This is a genomic window from Mycobacterium sp. MUNTM1 (assembly GCF_054660795.1).
This window is the reverse complement of record NZ_BAAGDE010000006.1, coordinates 71,693-94,628: the sequence shown is the minus strand read 5'-3', so window position 1 is coordinate 94,628 and position 22,936 is coordinate 71,693. Positions and strand designations below refer to the sequence as shown.

The window sequence follows — 22,936 nt, the reverse complement described above, 5'->3', positions numbered from 1 at the left end:
GGGCCCTTAGGCCCAACCGTTCGATCACAAGACGGTAACGAACCGGTCAATGTTGGGCAACTCCGACGCGGCGAACATCAACGAATCGCCTGGTCGTTTACGTCACGCTGTGACCAATCCGTACACCCGGTGAGCATTGCCTGTTGTTATCTCGGCCAGCTCTTCTGGGCGACGATCCACCAGTTCGGCGATCGCCCGAACAGTATAAGGAAGGCAATAGGGCTCATTCGCCGTCCCCCGATAGGGATGGGGCGTCAAGAATGGCGCGTCGGTCTCCACCAGCAGTTGCTCCGGCGGTATCAACGGGACGGCTTCGCGCAGGGCATGCGCGTTGCGAAAGCTCGCGGTGCCGGACAGGCTCAGCAGCCACCCCGCGTGCACGCAGCGGCGGGCCATGGCGGCATCCGAGGAAAAGCAGTGGAAGATCACCGTGTCCGGGGCGCCCTCGGCCGCCAGCACGTCGAGCACCTCCTCGTCGGCGTCGCGGTTGTGGATCATCAGCGGCTTGCCGCACCTCTTGGCCAGGTCGATGTGCCAGGCGAACGCCTCCCGCTGCACGGCCGGCTCGGCGCAGCCGTCCAGGCGGCCCGGCCAATACAGGTCCAGCCCGGTCTCGCCGACGGCCACCACCCTGGGGTGGGTCACCAGTCGCTCGATGTCGGCGCGGGCGGCGTCGTCGAGCGCGCCGGCGCGGGTCGGGTGCAGCGCCACCGCGGCGTAGACCCGCGGGTCCCACTCGGCGGCGTGGGTGACCCAGCGCGCCGAGTCCAGGTCGTCGGCGATCGTGACGACCGCGCCCACCCCGACCGCCGCGGCGCGGTCCACGATGGCCCGCACGCCCCCGGCGTCGGTGGCACCACACGCATCCAGGTGGGTGTGCGCGTCGACGAGTGGGCTCAACGGCTCGGGGGCCGGAGGGGGCCGGCGTTTGGAACTCACGCGCACACAATAGGTCGCCCCCCAATAAGGTTGGGGGCGATGAGGCCCTATTACGTCACCACCGCGATCACCTATCCCAATGGCGATCCGCACATCGGCCACGCATACGAGTACATCGCGACCGACGCGATCGCCCGGTTCAAGCGGCTCGACGGGTTCGATGTGCGGTTTCTGACCGGCACCGACGAGCACGGGCTCAAGATGGTCGAAACCGCGGCGGCCGAAGGCATCCCGACGGCCGAGCTGGCCCGGCGCAACTCGGACGTGTTCCAGCGGCTGCAGGAACGGTTGAACATCTCCTTCGACCGGTTCATCCGCACCACGGATCCCGACCATCACGAGGCGTCCAAGGACATCTGGCGCCGGATGTCGGCGGCCGGCGACATCTACCTGGACACCTACTCGGGCTGGTATTCGGTGCGCGACGAACGGTTCTTCGTCGAATCGGAGACCAAACTCCTCGAGGACGGATCCCGGCTGGCCTTGGAGACGGGCGCGCCGGTGACCTGGACCGAGGAGCAGACCTACTTCTTCCGGCTCTCGGCCTACGCCGACAAGCTGCTGGCCCACTACGAGGCGAACCCGGACTTCATCGCGCCCGACGTGCGACGCAACGAGGTGGTCAGCTTCGTCTCCGGCGGGCTGCGCGACCTGTCCATCTCGCGCACCTCGTTCGACTGGGGCGTGCAGGTGCCCGAGCATCCCGACCACGTGATGTACGTCTGGGTCGACGCGCTGACCAACTACCTGACCGGGGTCGGCTACCCGGACACCGAATCCGAGCGGTTCCGCCGCTACTGGCCGGCCGACTTGCACATGATCGGCAAGGACATCATCCGATTCCACACCGTGTACTGGCCCGCGTTTTTGATGTCGGCCGGAATCGAGCTGCCCCGTAGGGTTTTCGCGCACGGGTTCCTGCTCAACCGTGGCGAGAAGATGAGCAAGTCGGTGGGCAACGTCGTCGACCCGATCAACCTGATCGACACGTACGGGGTTGACCAGGTGCGCTATTTCCTGCTGCGCGAAGTGCCGTTCGGCCAGGACGGCAGCTTCAGTGAAGACGCCATCGTCACCCGGATCAACTCCGATCTGGCCAACGAGCTGGGCAACCTGGCCCAACGGTCGCTGTCGATGATCGCCAAGAACCTCGACGGGGTCCTCCCCGAACCCGGTGAGCTGATCGCCGCCGACTCCGAATTGCTCGCCACGGCCGACGGCCTGTTGGAACGCGTGCGGGCCAGTTTCGACTCGCAGGCGATGCATCTGGCTCTGGAAGCGATCTGGCTGATGCTCGGCGAGGCGAACAAATATTTCTCGGCGCAACAGCCGTGGGTGTTGCGCAAGAGCGAGTCGAAAGCCGATCAGGAGCGGTTCCGCACCGTCTTGTACGTCACCTGCGAGGCGGTCCGCATCGCCGCTTTACTGGTGCAGCCCGTCATGCCCGAATCGGCAGGCAAGCTGCTGGATCTGCTCGGCCAGCCGTCCGATCAGCGAGCGTTTGCCGCCGTCGGCACCCGGCTGACGCCGGGCACGGCGCTGCCCGCGCCCGCGGGCGTGTTCCCGCGCTACCAGCCGATTTCCGAAGGGGAATGAGCGGAACCCGCAAAACCGGTGAGCGGCGGTCAACGACCCTACAATTCGGTTGACATTTAACCGAGTTCGTCGACACGGCGAATACTTCTGTGCCGCTTTTGAACAAAAGAACTCAACATAACTTCTGGCATAGACCATAATCTTCGGTGTGGAGCGACGCCAGAACAGGCAACAGAGCCAATCGCCGATGACGACCTTGAAGGAGCTGCCCGCACTGGTGGTGCTGGAGCGGATCCCGGTTCCGGTGCTGGCCATCGGCGATGACGGCAGTATCTTGTTCGCCAACACCGCATTTGCCGACATGATGGGCTACGAGCCCGACGAGACCCTGTCGCTGCGGTTTGAACAGATCTTCCACGAGGCTCCGGCGTCGGATTCGCTGTTGGCGACCGTCCATGCTCTCGCGAACGAGGTCGTCGAGCTGGCGCACAAGGACGGCTCTGTGGTGCGCGCGCTGATGAGCAAGTCCGCGGTGCGGCGGGCCGACGATCAGTTCGCCCTGGCCGCCTTCCAGGATCTGACCGAGCAGCTGTGGGAAGAAACCCGCTAGTCGCCGACGACGTTGCTCAGCGGCCCGCAGGCGTCGTCGCGCGCCGGCGCGCCAGGCCGCCGGAGACCATCAGCCGGAAGTAGTCGAACGAGGCATTGCTGCCGACCGCCAACCGCGGCAGTGCCAGCGGGTCACAGCGGCGATCGGCGAAGCCCGGCGCGGTGGACAACGCCCAGCGCACCCCACGGCGGCGCAGTGCGGTCATGGCCCGGCCATCGAAATCCTGCGGCCGGCCGTTCGGGTAGGCGAAAATTGTTGGCGCTCGCCCGGTCTCACGCTCCAGCGCCACGCAGGAATCGGTGATCTCCTGCTCGACCTTGTCGTCCCCGCACCGCGCGAGAATCGGGTGGGTGACCGTATGCGGATATAGCGTCACCAGCGGATCGGCGGCCATCTCCCGCGCTTCGTCCCAGCTGAGCATCCGGAACGGGCCGGGGTCGGCGTCGTCGCGGTACCCGAGCGCGCCCAGGACCTCGTCCAGCACCGCGATGCGCTCCGCGTCGGCCAGGTTCTTCAATCCCTCGACGGCCGCGACGTATGCGGCGCCGCGTTTGGCGTTGCCGTCGAGCGAAAGCGTTCCCAATCCCAGTGCGGCCAAATCGACTTCGACCGCATCGCTGTGGGCGATCGCCAGCCACAGTCGGTCGGGCCACAAGGTTGCGCCGGTGCCGATCGGACCGGTCGCGAGGAACACCGCCGCGGGCAGGTTCAGCTCGCGCAGCGCCGGCAGCGCATGTGTCGCCAGGTTGCGGGTGCCGTCGTCGAACGTGATCGCCAGCGCGCGCGGCGGCAACGTCCCGTCGGTAAGCCGGGCGAGGGCCTCCTCGAGCGGCAGGACGTTGAAATGCGCACGCACGTACTCCAATTGGCGCCGATACAGCTCTGCGCCGTTGACATGCCAGCACGGGGGCGACAGCGGGCGTTCCTCCACCCCGTGGAACATGACGATGGCGAGCATGTCGCGGTGCCGTCGCCGTGCCAGTGCCGGAACCCCGGCGGCGCACAATAATCGGGCCGCGATGTCCTTGACGGCCGGGCTCTTCAGCACGCTCTTGACTCGTGCCATCAAGTGTCAAATCCTATTGGCGCCGCCATGATTCGCGCCTGACGCGCCACAGGATCACCCCGGCACCGACGATGGCCACGGCGACCCAGCCGGCGCCGAACCACCACAGCCAGTCGAGGTCGGAGTGCCCTCCGGATCCCGCGGCGGATGCGATGGCGGCCACCGGCGGATGGTCGACAGTCACCGGGTCTTGTCCGGGCACCGACACCACCGCGACGCCTCCGAGTCGCTGCCAATGCTTGTTGTTGTCGCTCTTGAGCCACCTGATCAGCTCGTCGAGCTGTCCCGGCGCTCCGTTGGACGTCGCGACCAGCAGTGACCTCCCATGGTTGAAAACCGTTTGGAGAGAGGCAAACCGCAGCGCGGGGTCCAGCGTGAGCTTGGCCGGCTTGTCGCCGGTCCCGACGGCGTTGATGGTGATCGGGCCACTGGGTCCGGCGGCCACCGGGAGCGCCACGTCGGTGTGATTCCAGCCGTCGGCGGAAATCAATAGCGCGGGATTCGAGGAATCGATCGCCTGTTTGACGCTGGTGACAGTGGTGTCGATCGGGATCGAACTGATTCGCTGCAGGCCGATCATGATGTCGAGCGCGCGCACGGTGTCGATGAACGAGTGCTCCGCGATGCCCACCTGCACGCGGGGCATCAGGGACTGCGGTACGGATTGAAAGCCGTCCGGGATCGGTGGTGCGGCGGGGCTGCCTTCAATCGCGCTGTCGCTGTTGATGTTCAACGTGAGTAGCTGGTTTCCGGGGCCGGCGGTGTAGAAATCTCCGCAATGTCCAACGTTGCTGGCGACGTCGAGTTCCAAATCAAGGTTGGTGTAGCGCTGCAGCACGCGGTCCGGCACGTCGATCCAACGGTCGACGCTGCCATGGCCATCGGTCGGCCAGTGGTCGATGATCTCCCGCCCGACCATCGCAGAGATCTGGCCGACACTGTTGTTCGACGTCGGCGTGTACGACCCCTGCAGATGCACCCGCACCGCGTGAATGGATCTGCCGAATCGGGTCTGATCCACGCCGATCGTCACCCGCGGTTGCAGGGAAGTCGAGTTGATGAACGGCTGCCCGAGCTCGCGCAGCGTGGCGGTGTTGCCGGGTAGTCGCACTCTGGGCCTCGGCGATTCCATCGCAGCCTTGGACGACAGGGCCAGGTCCGACAGGTCGCTGAACAGGACGGCCATGTCCGATTCGTCAGTTGTGTTCAGCGGCCCGGAGATCAGTAGCCACGGCACGCCCGACGCGCCCTGCAGCGAAAGCCCGTTGTCCGGCCCCTCTTTGACGACGACTTGACGTTCCAGCGATTGCGGCGGCGCCGGCGGCGCCGTCTGCCCCTCCTGCAACGGAACCACCACGATCTCCGGAGCCTGTCTGCCGTAGCGCGAGGCCGCGGACGTAGCCAGTTGAATTGCCGTGTCGGACTCCGCCGTCGACGGCGATTGCGGCAGATAAATGGTCAGCCGCCGCAGCACCGGCGGTAGGAAATGAGCCACCGTGGTGGGCGGCAGTTCTGTGCCCGTGTAGTTGACCGTTGCGTTCGTCAGACGCAGGGGGCTCTCCTGGTATAGGCAATATCCATCGAGCGGAACCAGGAATGCATGCACGGTTACCGTCAGCGAGTTGTCGATCACCTCTGCACCAGCCAAGGGGATGACGATCGGTGTCTGATCGGCGGTGGGCAGGTTCAGCCTCGCGATGGTGCGGTCGGCCTGCATCACGGTGATCAACCCCGAGCGAAGATTGATCGGCAGTTCGACGGTCGCGTTCAGGGCGGCCGGTGTCAGCCCGTGCAGCACCGGAATGCTCAGCTCTTGGCTGCTTTTCAGACCCCAGAACTCCAAGTTGGCGGGGGCCCCGACGTCGAGCAGCGACAGCGTGGTCGTCGTCGTCGAGTCCGACGGGGTGGTCGGGTCGGCGGGCGCACCCCACGATGCCGGAGCGCTCATCACCAGGAATCCGACGACACCGGCCAATGCGAATACTCGACGCAGAGATTTCCGGTACATCACCGGAACAGTATGCATTGTTGAAAGCGCTTCAACCCCAATAACGGAATCGTCGCCGTGGCGATCGCGAAAAGGTATCTGGCGCCAGCTCTTCGAGATCGGTCACCCGCGACTTTCGGGTGCTATTCGGTTTCCGATTCCGCCGCCGCCTCGTCGCGGGCGGCCCTGGCCGCCGCGTGGCGCATTCCTTCGCGGCGCAGGAATTGCTCGAAGTAGGGCAGCGACGCTTCCGAGACGACGCCGGGCAGCAGCAACTTCCATATCTGATGCAGGCGCGCGGTGGGGTCGCCGACGATGTCACCGATTCGCCCGTGGCTGGATATGGCATTGGCCACCAACCGGGCCCCGAAGATGGTGCCGATGACCGACGCGCTGAGCACGTCGGGGTCGATTTCGCTGCGGAGGTCGCCCTCCTTGATTGCGCGCCGTGCCTCTTGCGCCGTCTCCAGCATCAGGTTCGCGTAGAAGCGCGATGCCGCTCCATTGAATCCGCTTAAAGCCGTGGCCAATTGCGCGGCCGCGCGGGCCATTTTGTCCGCGCTCAACACCTCGACAATCGTGAACGTGCCGTGCAGCAGGTTCTCCAGTCCCGGCGACGACGCCCCGCACACATTGCGAAAGGCGCTGAGCAGTGCGTCCGAGCCTTCCTCGATGATGTTCGACGCCAACGATTCTTTCGAATCGAAGTGGTGATAGAGAGCGCCCTTGGTCATTCCCGTGCGCTCGATGATGGTGCTCCATCCGGCGGCGGCGTACCCGACGTCACCGAACACTTCGATCGCGGAGTCGAGGATTCTTCGGCGAGTGGCTTCAGAGCGAACTTGGCGCGCCATTGTGCACGCACCTCCGGAGTCTCAAGCCCCCGGTCTTGCCGCCGTTAGTCGACATCCGCGGAACTGGTGTTGATGGCGAGCGCCGCACGCCGCCTGAGGAATTGGCGGAAGTATTCGATGCGGTCGGGTTGCAGAACCCCGGTCAGGAGCAGCGACCAGCACCTCTCCAGGTCGCGCAGGAATCGCTCCGGTTCGTCCAGATTGCTGGTCTTCCGCAGGCCCATGTGCAGCGAGACCATCAAGCGGCCGATGTCCTGCGGGTCGCACTCGTCGTTGATGTCGCCCTCGGACTTGGCCTGCTCGGCGACCCTGGCCAGCGCTTTGATCCACTGATCGAACAACTTCTCCTGCAGCCCGTCCGCCAGGCCGACCGATTCCATCAGGTTCAGCCCTGACCTGACGACATCGGTCTTGATGTCCTTGATAGCGATCAGATAGGAGAAGTCGATCAGGGTCTCGAGGCCCGAGAGACCGCGTGACAGCAGGTCTTGCACAGCTTCCGCGCCGGCCTCGGTCTGGCCGTCGATGATCGCGACCGCCAACGCGTGCTTCGACTTGAAATGGAAGTACATCGCACCCTTGGTCAGTTCGGCCTCGGCGAGGATGTCGTCGAGGCCGACGTCGTGGTACGGGCGTCGGGCGAACTGATGTGACGCGGCCCGCAGTATCTGTTGCCGGGTCGCATCTGCTCGTCCATCAGTGGAGTGGGTGGTCATCGCAATCGAGAACTCGAATTCCCCGCGGCGCGAGATTTGACGCAAGAGTCCAGGCCGAGGCTGTCGTCGCGGGCAGAGTGACCCGCCACCACGTCGACAAACGCCTTGCTCAAGCAGGACACAACTACCTCGGTTCTTCACGGGTTGGAGCGAACACGCACCCGCGTCGCTCAAGATATCCAGTCCACTCCTGAGGTTAGCAGTCATACGGCTGTCCCGGTTGACGCGCGCGTAAATACCTGAGGTCTAGATCACAGGTTCTTGTCAAACCATTAGTATGTTTTGTACGCTATTGTCAGATCGTCAGTTTGGTATCGGCCCAAACATCGTCTCGACCGTCTGCACCGCATAAGGGGAAGCACATGTCGTTCGTCACGGCGAACCGCTGGTCACAGGTCTCAAGCGACCCCCAGACCGCGGCTGACCTGCGCTTTTTAAACGCTTCGACGGTCGCCTGCACCTCCTCCGCCGCCAACGCCGACTCGGCCCACCTGATGGTCAAGGTCTGAAATGATCGATTTCGGAGCGCTTCCCCCGGAGATCAACTCCATGCGGATGTACGCCGGTCCCGGCCCGCTGTCGCTGACCGCCGCCGCGGTGGCCTGGGACGGTTTGGCCGCCGAACTGCACGCCGCGTCAAGCTGCTACCGCACCGTGATCGCGGGCTTGACCACCCAGCGGTGGATGGGCCCCTCGTCGCTGGCGATGGCCTCCGCCTTCGCCCCCTACATGGCGTGGACGGCCGGCGCGGCCGCGCGGGCCGCGGAATCGGCCGGTCAGGCCAGGCTCGCCGTCGAGGTCTACGAAGCCGCCTTCGCGATGACCGTCCCGCCACCGGCGGTCGCCGCCAACCGTTCCCAGCTCGCGGTGCTCGTCGCGACCAACTTCTTCGGCCAGAACGCCGCGGCGATCGCGGCCACGGAAGCGGAGTACGGCGAGATGTGGGCGCAGGACGCCGCGGCGATGTATGAATACGCCGCCGGCTCGGCCGCCGCGTGCTCGGTGACCCAGTTCAACCCGGCCCCGAATGTGACCAACGAGAGCGGAACGGCCCAGCAGGCGGCCGCCGTTTCTCAGGCCACCTCGGCATCGGAGCAGGCAAACCTCGCCCAGGTGGTGTCGAAGGTCCCCACCACGCTGCACCAGCTTTCCTCACCGATGAAATCCAGCGTCTCCCTCCTGACCGACAGCGGCAGCGACGTCGGCAGCACCCTCGGTACCAGCGGGAGCACGGCCACCGACTCGGCCACCTCGTCGATCATGACGGGCCTCGCGTCGGGCATACCGGGTGCCATTCCGAGTGCGTTCTCGGCGGCGGGGACCCCGCTGTACGGGATGTCCTCGATCCTCGGCATGGCCCAAACCGCACAAGGCTTGGCGAATGCCGCCAGCAGCGGGGCCATGGCCGCCGCGTCGGGGGCAGCCAGTGCGGCGAGCTCCGGCGCGGGCGCGCTCGGATCGCTCGGATCGGTCGGCTCCGGCGTGTTCGGCAGCCTCGGCAGCGCGGCCTCGCTGGGGCCGCTGGCCGTGCCGGCCAGCTGGACCAGCGTGATCCCCGCGGCCAACAGCGCCGTTTCCGCCCTGCCCGCGATCAACCTGGCCGGCGCGAACGTGCCGCCGAGCGTCATGGGCTCGCTGCCGCGCCTGGCGGCCGCGTCGGGCAAGACACTCGGACCCCGCTACGGCGTCATACCGACCGTGATGACGCGCCCGCCGGCCGCCGGATACGCATGAGCGACAAGGTTTTCTGCAAGCCCGGTAACAGAAGGAGGGGTAAGTGAAGTACACACCCACCAAGGTCGCCGGGGTGACGATCATCGACCTCGAACTCAGTCGCGACCATCGCGGGTTTTCCTCACGCTCGTTCTGCGCCCGGGACTTCGCCAACCATGGACTGAATTTCGATGTCACACAGACGAATATCGTCTTCAACTACACCCGGGGCACCGTGCGTGGTCTGTACCGTCAGGTGCCGCCACACGCCGAGGCCAAGCTCGTCCGCTGCACCCGGGGAGCCATCGTCGCCGTGGCGGTCGATGTCCGTCCCGACTCCCTGACCTATGGCGACCACGTGATGGTCGAACTGAGCGCCGACGACCACCGGACGCTGTACTTGCCCCCCTACGTTGCGCATGGCTTCCAGACGCAGGTCGACGACACCGAAGTCAGCTACCAGGTCAGCGGGGACTACGCGATGACCGAGGAGCAGGGCATCCGTTGGGATGACCCCGAATTCGGCATCTCGTGGCCCATTCCGGTCACGGTCATCTCCGAGCGGGACGCGAGCTGGCCCGCACGCAAACCCAGATTGGTTCCAGTGGAGCAGGTGGCAACATGCATCAGTCGGTAATGATTCGCAACACCGTGGACGCGGACATCATGCTCGGCCGGCGACCGCTGAAGCACTGGCCCGCCGGCATGACCGCGTTGCATCGCGGCGACATCAAAGTTTCCGCGGTAAGCGCGGAGGCGGCCGGCGGCAAAGCGTTACGGCGCTGGCAGGATCAATACTCGCGGTACCTGCGTATCAGCGACTCGATGATCGTCTGCGCGTCGGTGCTGCTCGCTCAGTACGTTCGGTTCGGCGAGATCGCGAACACCTCGGGTTACTCCGACCCGATGATGACGCTGTTCTCCGTCCTCTTCGCGGCGCTGTGGCTGTCTGCCCTCACGGTGTTTCAGACGCGCTCGAGCCGAGTTATCGGCGCAGGAATCGAAGAATACCGGCGGATCGGCACCGCGTCGTTCTGGACATTCGGAATCATCGCGATGGTCACGCTGCTCGCCAAGGTTGATCTGGCCCGCGGCTACCTGGCCATTGCGCTTCCCGTCGGGACGCTGGCGTTGCTGGGGAGCCGCAGTGGGTGGCGTAAGCACGTTAACCGCAGGCGCGCCGAAGGCCGTTGCCAGACCCGGGTTTTGGCGATCGGAGACCGCCAGGCGGTGACCCACCTTGCGGGTGAACTTGCCCGCAATCCCCTCGCCGGCTGCGTCGTGGTCGGCGTCTGCATCCCCGGTTATGGGCCGGCCCGCGGCAACACGCTGACCATCGGAGACCGCAAGATCCCCATTCTGGGGGACCAGACCCATGCGGCCACCGCGATCGGCATCTGCGGCGCGGACACGGTGGCGTTGACGCAGACGGATCGCTTGGGAATGCACGGGATCCGGGAGCTGATGTGGGAGCTCGAGACGATGGACGTCGACCTGGTGGTGTCTCCGGGCGTGATGGACGTGACCGCGGCGCGGTTGACGCTGCGCCTCACCGCAGGGCTGCCCCTGCTGCACGTCGACAAGCCGCAATATGAAGGCGCGCACCGTTTTCAGAAGCAGGCCTTCGACTTCGTGTTCTCCCTGGCCGCCTTGGTCGCCACCGCACCGCTTCTCCTTGCGGCTGCCATCGCCATCAAGCTGACCAGTAAGGGGCCCGTCTTCTACCCGGCCGAGCGCATCGGCGTCGACGGAAAGCCCTTCACGATGCTGAAATTCCGCACCATGACCGACGGGGCGGACACCCAGCTCGAGCAACTGCTGTCCCTCAACGAGGGCGCCGGCGGCATGCTGTTCAAGATGCGCGACGACCCCCGGGTCACCCCTATCGGCAAGATTCTGCGCCGGTACAGCATCGACGAACTGCCCCAATTCATCAACGTCCTCAAGGGAGACATGAGCGTCGTTGGCCCGCGGCCTCCCCTGCGACGCGAGGTCGACAATTACGAAACCAACGTGAAACGTCGTTTGCTGGTCAAGCCGGGCGTCAGCGGATTGTGGCAAGTGAGCGGCCGTTCGGACCTTTCCTGGGAAGAGTCGGTGCGGCTGGATCAGTCCTACGTCGACAACTGGTCGATGTCAGGTGATCTGGTGATTATCGCCAAGACGGTGAAAGCGGTCCTCACAAGCCACGGAGCCTACTAGGCTCGCGAGCCATGACCGAGCCGACGGCACCCCATGCGGTGGTGCCGTCGGTACCACTCAAGCGGATGGCTCACGCGTTCTCGATCCAACTGATCTGCCGGGCGCTGGGCATGCTGGCCTCCGTGGTCTCGGTGGCCATGACCGCGCGTTATCTGGGGCCCGGACGCTACGGCCTGCTCACCGTCGCGGTCACATTCGTCGGGATGTGGACCAGCTTCGCCGACCTCGGTTTCGCCACGGTGATCGTGCGCCGGGTGACTTCCGGCCGCGGCGACCTGGAGCGCCTGGTGCGCGTCAACAGCGGCCTGGCCCTGATCTATTGCGTCCCGCTGGCGGCGCTGGCCGCCGGCTCCGGCTTGCTCGTCTATCACGACACCGAAGTGCGGGTGATGCTCGTGGTGCTGTCGGGCGGATTGCTGATGCAGACCATGGTGACGCGCTTCGAGCCGGTGTTTTTGGCCACCGTCCGATTTTCCGCGGTCGCCATCTCCGACGTCACGGCCCGGGCAGCCACGCTGATCATGGTCGCCTGCCTGGTAACTGCGCGCGCCGACGTGATCTGGTTCGCTGTCGCGCAACTCATCCCGCCCGCTGCGCAGCTGCTGATCCAAGGCGCCGCCGCGATGCGGCACATCTCGGTGCGACCGCTATTCGCGCCGCGCGAGGCCACCGATCTGGTACGGGAAAGCCTGCCGCTCATGTGCTTCCTGGTGGTCGGACTGCTGTACAGCCGTGCCGACGGCGTGATCTTGTCCCTACTGAGCTCGCGCTCCGAGGTCGGCGTGTACGGCTTGGCCCTCACCATCGCGTTCAACACCATCGTGGTGTCACTGATCTTCCACAAGTCGACGCTGTCGACGGCCACCGAACTGTTTTCCCGAGACGTCGCCGCGTTCGCCGCCTTTCTGCGTCGGTGCGTCGAGCTCATGTCCTTCGTGGCGGTCCCGGTCGCCGTTGTCGGCGCGCTGCTGTCCGGGCCGTTGATCGGCTTCTTCGGCGACCAGGCGTTCGTCGAGCGCGGAACGCCCACGCTGGCACTGTTGTTCGTCGCGGCGGCTCTACGATTCATCAGCGGCACCCTCGGCCAAGGTTTGGTCGCCGCCCACTATCAGCAGGTCTTGCTCTGGTTGACAATCGCCACCCTCGCGCTGAACGTCGCCCTCAATGTCGTTTTGGCCGGGCGGTTCGGTGCCGTCGGCCCCGGCGTTGCGCTGGTGTGCACCGAGTTGTTCCACATAGCGATTTCCAGCCGGTGGCTGCGCCGCCGGTGCCACTACCGCACGCCGGTGAAATTCATGCTGCGGCTGCTGGTTCCAACGGGTGCGAGTGTGGTTGTGACGCTGCTACTCTCGGGACACCATGTAATTCTGGTGCTGGCGGTGGCCGTCGTCGCATACCTGGCCACCACCGCGGTGTTCGGCCCGATCACCCGGTCGTCGCTGGCCGCGCTACGCGAAAAGCAGTTGAACGCATGACGCGTCAGACGGACCGGGCATATCTCAAACGCCCGGTGGGCGGCGCCGCCGCGCTGCCGGTCGTACGGTCGCTCGCAGTGCTGGTCGTGACCGGCGACAACCACGATCACATCGACATGTGTCTGCACAGCGTCGCCGAGCATCTGCCAGAGCTGCCCGTCTATGCCTATGGTCGGACCGAACTGGCCACGAAATACCCGACGGTGCACTGGGTGTCGGGGCCGACGAACGTCGCCGCCGCCGCGGCATTCAACACCCTGGCCGAGCACGCGCCAGGCGATGCCGACCTGCTGCTGCTCAAAGCCGATACCCGGGTGCTGGGGCCGTTGACCCGCACCCGGGAGCTGCTTCGCCTGCCGCACGTGGCGGCCGTGTCGCCCATGGTGCACGATGCGACGACGCCCGGTGGCAAACCGTGGGACATCGCGTCGCGGCGCCGGACGCTGATCCGGGCGCTGACCATGGCGGCCGGCTACTCCGACTCGTGGCGCGGGGGCCCGATCTCACACCGCTACGCCCACCAGCCACCCGAAACCCGAAGTATCGACGGGGATTTGGGTGGCGGCTGCCTGGCGATCAATCGCCTGGCCTGGAACACGATCGGAGGCTTCGACGAAGAGTTCTTCCACGACGAAGCGGCCGACTGGCAGGGTCGGGCCCGCGCGGCGGGCTGGCGCATTCTGCTGGCCAACGAACTCGGCGCCGACCGTGCGCCGGCCGGCACGACCGCCGTCACCGTCGATCGGCGCGACCGCGACGTGGCACGCGCCCACACGGCGCTGCTGCTCGAACACCAACACGGCGTCCACCACGCGGACGTATATCTGGCCGGCGCAACCGCGTTGGGAAGCCTGCGGCGGTCGCGCCGTGCACGGTCGCGGACGGGCCTGCCATCGGTCATCATCGCCACCAACCGCCTGGTCTATGGGGGTGCTGAGCGACAAAAAGCGTTGTTGGCAACGGAATTGGATCGGCGCGGCTACTCGGTCACGATCGTATGCGTGCAACGGTTCGGCCCTTTGCTTGCCGAGATTCCGGACACCGTGCGCGTGATCCGCCAGCCCTGGTGGGCGCCGAGCCTCGACATCGCCAAGGGCCCGGCGGTACTCATCACCGGCGACACCAACACCGAGGTTGGATTCGGCACCCTGTGGCGGGCCGCCGGCAGAGACCGGCATTGGCTTGTCGCTCCGCATGTTCCTCCTGAGGAGGGCAGGCCCATCTACTCGCGGCCACTGACGGCCGCCATGCGCCGCTCGGACGGGTTTATCGTTCTGGCGCAGCGACATTGGGACATGCTTGCCGAGCAGCATCGGCTCCGGGGACCGCGATTCATCGCGCCCAATGGTGTCGGCGAGATCGGCGAGCCCACCCCACGGGTCCGATCAACCGGGGAAGCGCCGCACTTGGTGATGCTGTCGCGCATCGTCGAGCACAAGAACCCGCATCTGCTGATCGAGGCCCTCGACGAATTAGTCGAATTGCCGTGGCGGCTGTCGATTTTCGGTGACGGCCCCGATCGGGAAGCGCTACAAGCGCGAACGCCTACCAGATTGCGCGATCGAGTGCAGTGGTGCGGCTGGTCGGCCGGCCCCGGGCCGGCGCTGGCGGACGCGGATCTACTGTGTGTTCCAAGCCGTTCCGAGGCGTTCCCGCTCGTAATTCTCGAGGCGATGGCTCGGGCGGTACCGGTTGCGGCATCGGCGATCTGCGCTGTCCCAGAGATGCTGGATTTCGGCAGGGCGGGATTTCTCGTCGAGCCGGTGTCGGTGTCGGAATGGCGAGCACAGATGGCCCGGATCCTGGCGGACCCCGGCGCACTGCCGGCGGTGGGACAACGCGGCTACGAACGCATGCGCAAGCACTACACGGTGACGGCAATGGCCGATGCCTACCTCGACGCGATTAACGCAGTACTGTGAATTCGCCTCGGGTGCTGTGGCTTTCGCCGTGGATGAGGCCACTGGCCCGCGTGCAGGCCGAAGCGCTGCTGCGGCGAGGGGCCGACGTACTGTTGGTGACCTCCGATCAACACCCCGAGTCGGACACCGCCCGCGATTATGAGTTGGTACTGGATCCGCGGTTTCGCACGACCGCGACCTGGCGACCGACCCTAAAGGCCTGGCGCCGGATCCGGCAGTACCGACCGGACATCGTGATCGCCGAACTGGTCCGAGATCCGCGCTGGATCGCGTTGGCGGGACGGGCTCCACGCATCCAGCTGATCCACGACGATCGACCGCACGACCCCGGTGAAGAACTGCCGGCCTACGAGCTTGCGGTGATGGACCGCTGGGGCGCCCGCTCGGCGGCCACGATTGCCTACAGCAACTACGTCGCGGCCGCCGTCGCCACCCGCCGCGACGTCGCCGGCACCGACGTGCACGTGTTGCCGCTCGCCAGCGACCTCGGACCGGACCGGGTGCCACCGTTGGTGGAACCCGAACGGCGTAGGAATTTCGTGATGTTCGGTCGCCTCAACCCCTACAAGAACGTCGACGTGGTGCTCGAGGCATGGCGGCGACATACCGCCGGTGGCGGCTGGCGCGGTGACAAGCTGGTGCTCATCGGCGCCGGCGAACTGGACGTCGGCGCACTGCCCGAGCACACACTCTGGCGCTCCGGCAACTACCGCTATTCCGATGTCGTCCCCACGCTGGCAGCCGCGAAAGGTTCAGTAGCCCACTATCGTTGCGCCTCACAAAGCGGTGTGCAGGTGCTCTCGATGCAGCTGGGCGTCATGCCGATCGTGTCCACCGCCGGCGGGTTAGCCGAATACCAGCCGCCGGGCTGTTCCCCGATCGGTGTCGACGACATCGCCGGACTCACCGCCGCCTTCGACGCCCTGGCCGACCCGGTCGCCGCGGCGCAGCATGGGGCCGAGGCGGCGCGCCAGTACGCGAACCAATGCTCCGTCGACCTGGTCGCGGACCGCTTCCTGGACGTCATCGCAGAGGTGCTGCCGGCGCGTCGGCGCTGAGTGAAACCTCACCCAAACCGGCGCTGCACCCTGTGGTGGGAGCTAGCTGTTGAGCTCAAAGCTGCCGGTCGGTTCAAACCCTGCATAGCGAAGCCAGTGCCCAGCGGCGGCCATCAATTCGGGAAATTCTTGCAGCTGTAAACCGGGGTAGCGTTCCTTGAATGCATTCGACGGCAGCTTCCGCGCCGTCCCCTGAATCCACCACATTCCCTTCTCGACCGATGGCGTTGGCTTGATCGGCTCGGCTTCGCGTGCCGGCGGGCGGATCCAGTTCCGCAGGTTCTGTTTTATCCGAAGCTTGGTCTCGTCCGCCATGCGCCGCTTGATCGCCATGGCGGGAGCGACTTTTGCGAGCCGGATGAGCTTCTGCATCCTCCAGTCCTCGGGGAAATCTGACTCCGGCAACCGCAGGATGGTCGATGGGTCGACACCAATCTCGGTGGCGATTGCTTCGTAATACCCTGCCCACGAGTGCGTCTCGATATCGGAAACATTGAACACCCCCGATCCGACATCCTCCGAGCACGCGAGTTGCACGAGGTGTCCGATCAGATTGTCGACATGAATGAGGTTGCATATCCCGCGGCCTTCGTTGAAAAGGTAGGCGGTACCGTCTATCAAGGCCTGGGCGGGCCCCACCAGCCAACCGGACCCCGGCCCCCAAATCAACCCGGGCCGCAGGATCACGGTCTGCACGCGATCATTGGGCTGCGACCGCAACCACCCCTCGGCTGCGGCCTTCTCCCGGCCATATTCCATCCAGTGATTGCCGTCCGGCAGGCTATCTTCTTGGAGATCAACCTCATCGGCCCGGCCAAAAACCTCGCCCGAACTCATGTGGACGAACAACGGCACTCCCGCTTCCCCACACGCCCGGTAGATCGACTGCACATCCCCGACGATGCGCTTGTCGTCTCCCGACGTCAGGTTCACCGCCATGCCGCAGCCCCGCAATAGCGGGACCAGTGACGCGGGGTCACTGGCGTCGCCCTGCACCGTGCGAACGCCAAACCTCGCCAGACGCCCCTGGCTCCGCTTCGACCGGACGATCGACACGAGCGGCAGCTCGGCCCGCAACTCCGCCTGCTCGATAAGGCGCGCGCCGACATAGCTGCCCGCGCCGATGATCGCGATCGGCTTCATCCGGCTCTCCAGTATTTCGCCCGAGCCGCCTGTTGCTCCCGCCCGGTGAGCCACGGGCAGGCCATCGGTTGCGCTTGCCGATAAGCCTCGTCGATCGCCACTTGCAGCCGTGCGGCCTGAACGCCGGTGACGGGGAAGGGCTCACCATAGGTGATGCAGCGGAGCATGGCGATCACCAGGAGCTCAATGCAGTCGAACCCGAAAATCGGATGTAGCCGCTTGCCTCCACTTCGCCTCAAATCGACTGGCCAACTCGTGGTCGCGGGAACGCGCATCCAGCCGTCGCGCGTCTTGCGTCGGTAGGTTCGAATCTCTCCGCACTCCAGCACGATCTCGCCGCAACTTCCCTGGATCCGCAATCCATTGTTCAGCGGGTACTCCCAACTGACGTGCATCGTGCCGCGGGCATTGGGAAACGCCAATTCCAGCTGCGCGTTCGTCTCGACGCCGCCCGCAAGACTGTCGTCGAAAGCGCTCACCACCAGCGGATCACCAAAAATCCAGCTCAGTTGGTCCAGTAGGTGCACGCCTTTGTCGATGAGCGCACCGCCGCCGGCCGTCTCGCGAGAAAACGCCGCATCGCTGGCGGCCGGCCAGTCGAAGGTCCCCCCCTCGCGATATGTGAACCGAAGCTCATCGCCCAGGTCGCCGTTCGCCACCAACATCGCGACATCGGCAAAGTTCGGATAAAACCTTCGCGGAAGGGCAATCCCGAGCACTCGCCCGGCCTGTTCCGCAGCGATATTCATCCGTTGTGCGTCGGCTGCCGTTGTGGTCATGGGTTTTTCACAAAGCACATGGCAACCGTGCTCCAGCGCGGCACACGTGTGATCGGCATGCAGACCGGGTGGCGACGCGATCAAGGCGAGATCATAAGAACCGCTCTCGAGGGCCGAATCGCAGTCTGGGTAAGGGCGAGCCCGCTTGAATCTGGCGGCAATCTGCTGCGCGCGCGACGTGTTGGGATCGGCCACACCGGCGATCCGTATTGCCTCGGCCTTCTCGAGACGGCGCAGCGGGTAAAGGTAATTGTTTTCGACTACTGCCCCGGCCCCGACCAACAGCGCCTTGATCATCGACTGCCTTTCACGGGGATTGAACCCCGTTGGCTGAACGCGGGGATCAGGCGCCCCACCTCAATGACCGCGATCATGACCGCGCCCCAGCGGCAGCGACCAACTCCGGAGCAGGGTCGACCTCGTTTTGGCCCGTGTCCGCGGTCCTCCCCCGCAGTCTGGCGAACCCCATCGCCGATCCCAGGGCCAAGCCCAGCCCTAAGGAGTCCATCGGCATCTCCGGTAACGGCCAAACGGCCGATATTGCAAGGAGACCGGCGGCGACCGCTGCGCTGATCCGCGCCGGTGCCGAGGCGCAACGCAACGCCAGGATCACCGGCGTCAGCGCGAACAGCGCGAACGCCGCCATGCCCACCACCCCGGCCTTGGCCAACCACCACAGGTAGAACTGTTCTGAATAGGCGGGGTGGAACGTCGAATGAAACTCATCGTCCCCGTCCGGCGGCTGATACGGGTAACCCAAGCCATGGCCGAACAGCGGGGCCTGGGCGATCGTCTCTTTAAGTAGGTTGATTTCCCGCAGCCGGTCCAGCGCCGAAATATCCACCGCGAGCGCACTTGACGAAACCCCGCCGAGCACCCGTTGACTGAAAGCGGCGAACTGATCGCCCAGCCACGCCGCGGCCTTGGATTGCTGCAGCAGAAACATCGATCCCGGAATCGTCACCGCAAGGACGGCCGCGCCGATCGTGGCGGCCATGACCGTCCGACGCACGGTCGCCCAGCTCAGGCTGGCGACGAAGGCGATGCCGCCGGCCACAGCCATGGCGATCAGCGTGTTGCGGGAGAAGGACAGCAGCGAAATGATCAGCGCGGGCAGACCTAGTGCGAGAAACATCTTGGCCCTGACACCGCCGACGACCGTGGCGGCGACCAGCCCGGCCAGCACGGCGGTGGCCGGCGTCTGAGTGGACAGGATCAATCGGAGGGCCTGGTTTGCGCCCGTCGTGCCTTGCAGGCTTTCCGCCCGGCCGGCCAGCCGGATGACATGCAACGAACTTGCAATGGCCATGCCCGCCGAAAACCACAGGATCACGACCATCGCCCGGATCGACCAGGTGACATGGTTGCCGTAGACGATCAACACGGCCAACACAAACCCGATCGCCAGTTCGAGCATGGCGGTCGATTCACGCATCACCACCCTGTCCACGTGTCCCATCACGAAACCGGTGACGGTGGAGGACACCACCGTGAGCACCAAGATCACCGGCAACAAGCAATCGCGGAACCGTGGTCGCACGGTAGGCAGCAGATAGCAGATCGCCAGCAACGCGGCCACTTGGTACGCGTAGATCGTTGTTGGGCCGATGACTTTGCCGACGTGCAGGTCTTCCGGCAGGGCAGCGAACGCACCGAATAGCGTGACCGCCACCATCCCTTCGGGTTTCACCCAGTAGACGATCACGCAAAACAATGCGGCGGTCAGCAACACACCCTCGGTGGTCCTGCGCACCGAGAGCACGCCGAACACGAAGCACCCGAACACGAATAGCGCCAGCAACACCCCATTGACCGCCAGACGATGTCGACTGGCGAGGTAGGGGATCACGCCGGTCGTCCCGGCTCGCGCGTGTCGAGAGGCTGCACGGAATTCGGCGGGACCTCACCCGGCCGTGGAGTCGCACCCAGCATCGAGAAGGTGGCGCCGCACTGCGCGACACCGTGTGACGATCCCAAAAATCGGGAAGGGTCAGGAAATATTGCCCGCGACACCCAATGCATAGTATTTGGCACCGCCGCATTTCATCGGGATTCCGGCGTAATTCATGATCGGTGCGCGGCGACCAGCGCATCGCGTGGAATATCGAATGCCGCCAGCGGATACCACCCGGACCCGTCACGCCCATCGCGCGCCAAATGCATTGGCGCATAGTTCACCACATGCGAAGCATCGCGTTTGTGCTGTTGCCAGTCCACCGATGCGTTCAGCGTGTAATGGCCAGGTGCCAGACCCGCCAGGTCGACCGAGACCGACTCGGTGGACGACGCGGGCACCGGTTCCAGGGCAACGCGTTGGTCGGATTGCCGCGTGGTCAGCGACTTCAGCGCCACGGCCGGCGCGAGCGTGCGGACCACCGCCCCCGAGAAATCCACCAGCCGATACACGGGGACCCATTTCTCGGTCGCAACGGCGGAGCCGTAATTGGTCCACGTGACACCGATCGTCGCCTTGCCGTCGCGGATCGACTGCGATCCCGGCCGCGCCTCGACCGAATACCGGTAACCGGCAACCACGTTGGTTTGCGCCCATATTTGGAACAGGTCCGGGTCCATCGGAGTCTTGGAGGCCGCGTCCTCGAAGTTGTGGCTCGATGTCATCGAGACGTGGTACTGAATGACGTCGTGCAGGCCCTTCTCGTAGTAGCGTCGCCGATCAGTTCCCTCGGTCAGTCTGCACCACTCCGTGATGACCGGCGCCGACACCAGTCGGTCCTTCAACACGGCGATGAGCGGATCCTTCGCCTGCACATAATGTGAGTCCTCGCGTTCGGACCAATCGTGCAAGACACTCAGGACGCCAAGGCAATCCGATCGGATGCCGACGGGTGCGGAGAGCCGCTTGGTGACGTCGTCGGCGAACAGTTGGCGAACGATTTCCGGGTTCAGCACCGTCGTGATCATTTGCGTGCGCGGGAACGCGCTGACGTTTGCCGCGACCAGGTGCCGGATAGATTCGCTGGTGATGTTCTGATCACGGTATTGGCTGTAATAGCCGAGCTTCGCGACGCTCTCTTCGGGTGATGGGCCCGGCGCGCCCAAGGTGTCCCGCAGATACGAGATGTGGTTCTCGCTCCAGTCGCCGTAGCCCGAGAACTCGAAAACGCTGAGCCGTTCATCGCCGTCGTACCGGCGACCGAGGGCAGCGAGAAGCTGCCCGAAAGCATTCAGATAATTGGCGTCGTTCCAGTTCGGCACCACCTGCACCAGCCCGGGCGTCCACCAATAACGTGGCCGGTCGGAATAGCTGGTGGACGCCGGCCGCATCCAGTCAGGAATCGAGATATTCGTGTTGTTCGCATAGGTGGTGTCGCAGCAGGAACTGTAGGAGAAGACCCGAAGGCTCATCCGCATGTTTCGGCTGCCGAGCGTCGCCAGGGCGTTGTCGATCACGCTGAAGTCGAACTTTTGATCGTCGGGGGCATCAGGCGGCAGCGTGCTCGGATCGGTGGGCTGCAACTGTCGCCACGAGACGCGCAGGCTGGCGTCATACGATGCGGGCCACGCCGGAAACTGGTGCTGCGCGGGATTGCCTTGCGGGAAAAGCGGTGTCAAGAGCGATTCATACTGACCGCGCAGCGGATTGGAAACCTCTTGAACCGTCAACGGTAAGGCCGGGCTCACCACGACGGTGAGCGGTTCAGTTTGTTCCGCACAGGCGCTGAGCGCCAACGCCGCGCATGCGGCAACGACCATCGCTCTCTTGCTCCACATGCGGGCCATCGTCGCGATGCTAGACCACGCCCCGCCGCAAAACTCGCGGTCGGCGCGAACTGTCGTGTCGTGGTCCTGCGCCGGCGGCGCGTCGCCTAGTTGCGGCCGCAAGGTTTCATCCGGCGGTGGGGAAGTCCCTGCCAGTACGTCTGCAGCCATCCGGTCAGCTCGCGGGCCGGCCCCAGCGCGTCGGCCGGGGCGGACAGGGACCGCGTCGCCGCGATGGCTTCCGGTAGGTCGTCCATTGCGCGCACCACGGTCGCCAGGCCCGCCGCCTCCAGCTTTTCGGCAAACCAGAGCTGGTGGTCGTCGACGTGCTCCCCCAGCGACGAGTGTCGGGGAACCGCGACCGGGCGCTTCCCCTGTTCGATGCACAACAGGGCCGATCCGGCGCCGGCGTGGGTCACGACCACCGAGGCGCGCCGGATCCGCTCGCGGACGTCCCCGAACGGCAGGAAGCGCTCGAACCGTGCGTGCCGCGGCTCGTAGCCGCAGGTTCCGAGTTGCATGAAAATGTCCTCCCCCGTCGCACCCGTGCGGGCCAGTTCGTCGACCGCGCGGGCCAGCCGGTTGAACGGATGCACCTCCATCCCCGTAATCACGAAAATCACACGATCCTCCCGTGGTACTCCGTGCCGCGAATCCGGTCGGCCAATTCGGGCCATTGCACCAGAAAGCGGGAGGCGAAGGGCTTCACCATGCGGGCGGTGAGCGACAACCCGTTGATGCGGGTGATGGACTCGACGAAAACGGTTGGGATCCGCAGCAACCAGGCGAGCCAGAGGAACGGGGCGGCGACGCCTGAGCCGGTGGTCAAGATCATCGCCGGACGGTGGCCGATCAGGAGCCGAAACGCCAGCACCAGGTTGCGTAGCAGGTTGGGGATATTGCGAACGGTGGGGTGGGCCGCCCAATAGATCTCATCCTCGTCGCGCAGCAGGTAGCGAGCGTCGGCGGTCCCGAAGCTCACCCAGTACCGGTCCTTGTCCTGCCAGAACTCCCGCAGGCAGAACATCTCGTAGATGTGCCCGCCCGAGGACGCGATCAGAAGCAAGCGCCCCATAAGTCTTGTCACCTCCGGCGCTTGCGACCGAGTTGCTCGACGAAAAGATTAAATCCCGTCCCGGCCAAAGAGATCGACGAAATCGCCGAAAACAACGACCGATTGGATGTTAGCGTCCTCGTTGTTCACTCGAGCTCGCAA

20 protein-coding genes are annotated in these 22,936 nt (G+C 65.2%); 9 read left to right on the top strand and 11 right to left on the bottom strand.

Annotation, left to right across the window (positions count from 1 at the left end; all coding sequences use genetic code 11):
• Positions 1 to 102: 102 nt before the first annotated feature.
• The gene (locus ACYQ8K_RS05370) at positions 103 to 945 is read right to left on the bottom strand and encodes a TatD family hydrolase (RefSeq protein ID WP_459967416.1); all 843 of its coding nucleotides are present in this window, start codon (positions 943 to 945) and stop codon (positions 103 to 105) included.
• 33 nt (positions 946 to 978) lie between these two features.
• On the opposite strand from ACYQ8K_RS05370, the gene metG reads away from it, so the two are divergent.
• Together metG and ACYQ8K_RS05360 are read left to right on the top strand one after the other, a co-directional pair.
• Positions 979 to 2,535, top strand: coding sequence for a methionine--tRNA ligase (metG, locus tag ACYQ8K_RS05365; protein ID WP_459967415.1), 1,557 nt, complete (start codon positions 979 to 981; stop codon positions 2,533 to 2,535).
• 187 nt (positions 2,536 to 2,722) lie between these two features.
• Entirely contained in the window at positions 2,723 to 3,085 is a 363-nt protein-coding gene (locus ACYQ8K_RS05360; RefSeq protein WP_459967414.1) for a PAS domain-containing protein, read from the top strand.
• A 16-nt stretch (positions 3,086 to 3,101) separates the two neighbouring features.
• Here the strand turns inward: ACYQ8K_RS05360 and ACYQ8K_RS05355 are convergent, their stop codons facing one another.
• The 4 genes from ACYQ8K_RS05355 to ACYQ8K_RS05340 all read right to left on the bottom strand — a co-directional run bounded on the left by ACYQ8K_RS05355 (position 3,102) and on the right by ACYQ8K_RS05340 (position 7,708).
• Complete coding sequence (locus ACYQ8K_RS05355; protein ID WP_459967412.1) at positions 3,102 to 4,151, bottom strand: polysaccharide deacetylase family protein; 1,050 nt, start codon at positions 4,149 to 4,151, stop codon at positions 3,102 to 3,104.
• A gap of 13 nt (positions 4,152 to 4,164) precedes the next feature.
• A complete protein-coding gene (locus ACYQ8K_RS05350; protein WP_459967410.1) occupies positions 4,165 to 6,177 on the bottom strand; it encodes a hypothetical protein in 2,013 nt (670 codons plus the stop codon).
• 104 nt (positions 6,178 to 6,281) lie between these two features.
• On the bottom strand, positions 6,282 to 6,992 hold the full coding sequence (locus tag ACYQ8K_RS05345; RefSeq protein ID WP_459967409.1) for a TetR family transcriptional regulator: 711 nt from the start codon (positions 6,990 to 6,992) through the stop codon (positions 6,282 to 6,284).
• A 44-nt stretch (positions 6,993 to 7,036) separates the two neighbouring features.
• Positions 7,037 to 7,708, bottom strand: coding sequence for a TetR family transcriptional regulator (locus ACYQ8K_RS05340; protein ID WP_459967408.1), 672 nt, complete (start codon positions 7,706 to 7,708; stop codon positions 7,037 to 7,039).
• A 362-nt stretch (positions 7,709 to 8,070) separates the two neighbouring features.
• Here ACYQ8K_RS05340 and ACYQ8K_RS05335 point away from each other — a divergent pair, with 362 nt between their 5' ends.
• From ACYQ8K_RS05335 to ACYQ8K_RS05305, 7 genes are read left to right on the top strand one after another with little or no spacing between them, the layout of a single operon-like run.
• The gene (locus ACYQ8K_RS05335) at positions 8,071 to 8,217 is read left to right on the top strand and encodes a hypothetical protein (RefSeq protein WP_459967407.1); all 147 of its coding nucleotides are present in this window, start codon (positions 8,071 to 8,073) and stop codon (positions 8,215 to 8,217) included.
• A gap of 1 nt (position 8,218) precedes the next feature.
• Positions 8,219 to 9,442: a PPE family protein gene (locus ACYQ8K_RS05330; RefSeq protein ID WP_459967405.1), complete on the top strand. Its 1,224-nt coding sequence runs from the start codon at positions 8,219 to 8,221 to the stop codon at positions 9,440 to 9,442.
• A 43-nt stretch (positions 9,443 to 9,485) separates the two neighbouring features.
• The gene (locus ACYQ8K_RS05325; RefSeq protein ID WP_459967404.1) at positions 9,486 to 10,058 is read left to right on the top strand and encodes a dTDP-4-dehydrorhamnose 3,5-epimerase family protein; all 573 of its coding nucleotides are present in this window, start codon (positions 9,486 to 9,488) and stop codon (positions 10,056 to 10,058) included.
• A complete protein-coding gene (locus ACYQ8K_RS05320; protein ID WP_459967403.1) occupies positions 10,043 to 11,623 on the top strand; it encodes a sugar transferase in 1,581 nt (526 codons plus the stop codon). Before ACYQ8K_RS05325 ends, ACYQ8K_RS05320 begins: the two co-directional genes overlap by 16 nt.
• Positions 11,624 to 11,634: 11 nt before the next feature.
• Positions 11,635 to 13,098, top strand: a complete 1,464-nt coding sequence (locus ACYQ8K_RS05315; protein WP_459967402.1) for an oligosaccharide flippase family protein — start codon at positions 11,635 to 11,637, stop codon at positions 13,096 to 13,098.
• Positions 13,095 to 15,020, top strand: coding sequence for a glycosyltransferase (locus ACYQ8K_RS05310; RefSeq protein ID WP_459967400.1), 1,926 nt, complete (start codon positions 13,095 to 13,097; stop codon positions 15,018 to 15,020). The genes ACYQ8K_RS05315 and ACYQ8K_RS05310 overlap by 4 nt, the downstream gene beginning before the upstream one ends.
• 11 nt (positions 15,021 to 15,031) lie before the next feature.
• Positions 15,032 to 16,078, top strand: a complete 1,047-nt coding sequence (locus tag ACYQ8K_RS05305; protein WP_459967482.1) for a glycosyltransferase family 4 protein — start codon at positions 15,032 to 15,034, stop codon at positions 16,076 to 16,078.
• A gap of 42 nt (positions 16,079 to 16,120) precedes the next feature.
• On the opposite strand, the gene ACYQ8K_RS05300 is transcribed toward ACYQ8K_RS05305, so the two are convergent.
• From ACYQ8K_RS05300 to ACYQ8K_RS05275, 6 genes are all read right to left on the bottom strand, one after another.
• Complete coding sequence (locus tag ACYQ8K_RS05300) at positions 16,121 to 17,221, bottom strand: NAD-dependent epimerase/dehydratase family protein (protein WP_459967399.1); 1,101 nt, start codon at positions 17,219 to 17,221, stop codon at positions 16,121 to 16,123.
• The gene (locus tag ACYQ8K_RS05295) at positions 17,218 to 18,297 is read right to left on the bottom strand and encodes a Gfo/Idh/MocA family protein (protein ID WP_459967397.1); all 1,080 of its coding nucleotides are present in this window, start codon (positions 18,295 to 18,297) and stop codon (positions 17,218 to 17,220) included. Before ACYQ8K_RS05295 ends, ACYQ8K_RS05300 begins: the two co-directional genes overlap by 4 nt.
• Before the next feature lie 73 nt (positions 18,298 to 18,370).
• Entirely contained in the window at positions 18,371 to 19,849 is a 1,479-nt protein-coding gene (locus ACYQ8K_RS05290; protein ID WP_459967396.1) for an O-antigen ligase family protein, read from the bottom strand.
• Positions 19,850 to 20,064: 215 nt separating this feature from the next.
• Positions 20,065 to 21,741, bottom strand: a complete 1,677-nt coding sequence (locus ACYQ8K_RS05285) for a hypothetical protein (protein ID WP_459967395.1) — start codon at positions 21,739 to 21,741, stop codon at positions 20,065 to 20,067.
• An 86-nt stretch (positions 21,742 to 21,827) separates the two neighbouring features.
• The gene (locus ACYQ8K_RS05280) at positions 21,828 to 22,343 is read right to left on the bottom strand and encodes a glycosyltransferase (protein WP_459967393.1); all 516 of its coding nucleotides are present in this window, start codon (positions 22,341 to 22,343) and stop codon (positions 21,828 to 21,830) included.
• Positions 22,340 to 22,795, bottom strand: coding sequence for a UDP-N-acetylglucosamine--LPS N-acetylglucosamine transferase (locus tag ACYQ8K_RS05275; RefSeq protein ID WP_459967392.1), 456 nt, complete (start codon positions 22,793 to 22,795; stop codon positions 22,340 to 22,342). The genes ACYQ8K_RS05280 and ACYQ8K_RS05275 overlap by 4 nt, the downstream gene beginning before the upstream one ends.
• Positions 22,796 to 22,936 lie beyond the last annotated feature (141 nt).

Bases quoted from the DNA above. Each gene is read 5' to 3' on its own strand.
- ACYQ8K_RS05295 (WP_459967397.1), bottom strand. From the start codon at position 18,297: ATGATCAAGGCGCTGTTGGTCGGGGCCGGGGCAGTAGTCGAAAACAAT.
- ACYQ8K_RS05310 (WP_459967400.1), top strand. From the start codon at position 13,095: ATGACGCGTCAGACGGACCGGGCATATCTCAAACGCCCGGTGGGCGGC.
- ACYQ8K_RS05355 (WP_459967412.1), bottom strand. From the start codon at position 4,151: ATGGCACGAGTCAAGAGCGTGCTGAAGAGCCCGGCCGTCAAGGACATC.
- ACYQ8K_RS05340 (WP_459967408.1), bottom strand. From the start codon at position 7,708: ATGACCACCCACTCCACTGATGGACGAGCAGATGCGACCCGGCAACAG.
- ACYQ8K_RS05330 (WP_459967405.1), top strand. From the start codon at position 8,219: ATGATCGATTTCGGAGCGCTTCCCCCGGAGATCAACTCCATGCGGATG.
- ACYQ8K_RS05285 (WP_459967395.1), bottom strand. From the start codon at position 21,741: ATGGCCCGCATGTGGAGCAAGAGAGCGATGGTCGTTGCCGCATGCGCG.
- ACYQ8K_RS05320 (WP_459967403.1), top strand. From the start codon at position 10,043: ATGCATCAGTCGGTAATGATTCGCAACACCGTGGACGCGGACATCATG.
- ACYQ8K_RS05335 (WP_459967407.1), top strand. From the start codon at position 8,071: ATGTCGTTCGTCACGGCGAACCGCTGGTCACAGGTCTCAAGCGACCCC.
- metG (WP_459967415.1), top strand. From the start codon at position 979: ATGAGGCCCTATTACGTCACCACCGCGATCACCTATCCCAATGGCGAT.
- ACYQ8K_RS05275 (WP_459967392.1), bottom strand. From the start codon at position 22,795: ATGGGGCGCTTGCTTCTGATCGCGTCCTCGGGCGGGCACATCTACGAG.
- ACYQ8K_RS05345 (WP_459967409.1), bottom strand. From the start codon at position 6,992: ATGGCGCGCCAAGTTCGCTCTGAAGCCACTCGCCGAAGAATCCTCGAC.
- ACYQ8K_RS05360 (WP_459967414.1), top strand. From the start codon at position 2,723: ATGACGACCTTGAAGGAGCTGCCCGCACTGGTGGTGCTGGAGCGGATC.
- ACYQ8K_RS05315 (WP_459967402.1), top strand. From the start codon at position 11,635: ATGACCGAGCCGACGGCACCCCATGCGGTGGTGCCGTCGGTACCACTC.
- ACYQ8K_RS05350 (WP_459967410.1), bottom strand. From the start codon at position 6,177: ATGCATACTGTTCCGGTGATGTACCGGAAATCTCTGCGTCGAGTATTC.
- ACYQ8K_RS05300 (WP_459967399.1), bottom strand. From the start codon at position 17,221: ATGAAGCCGATCGCGATCATCGGCGCGGGCAGCTATGTCGGCGCGCGC.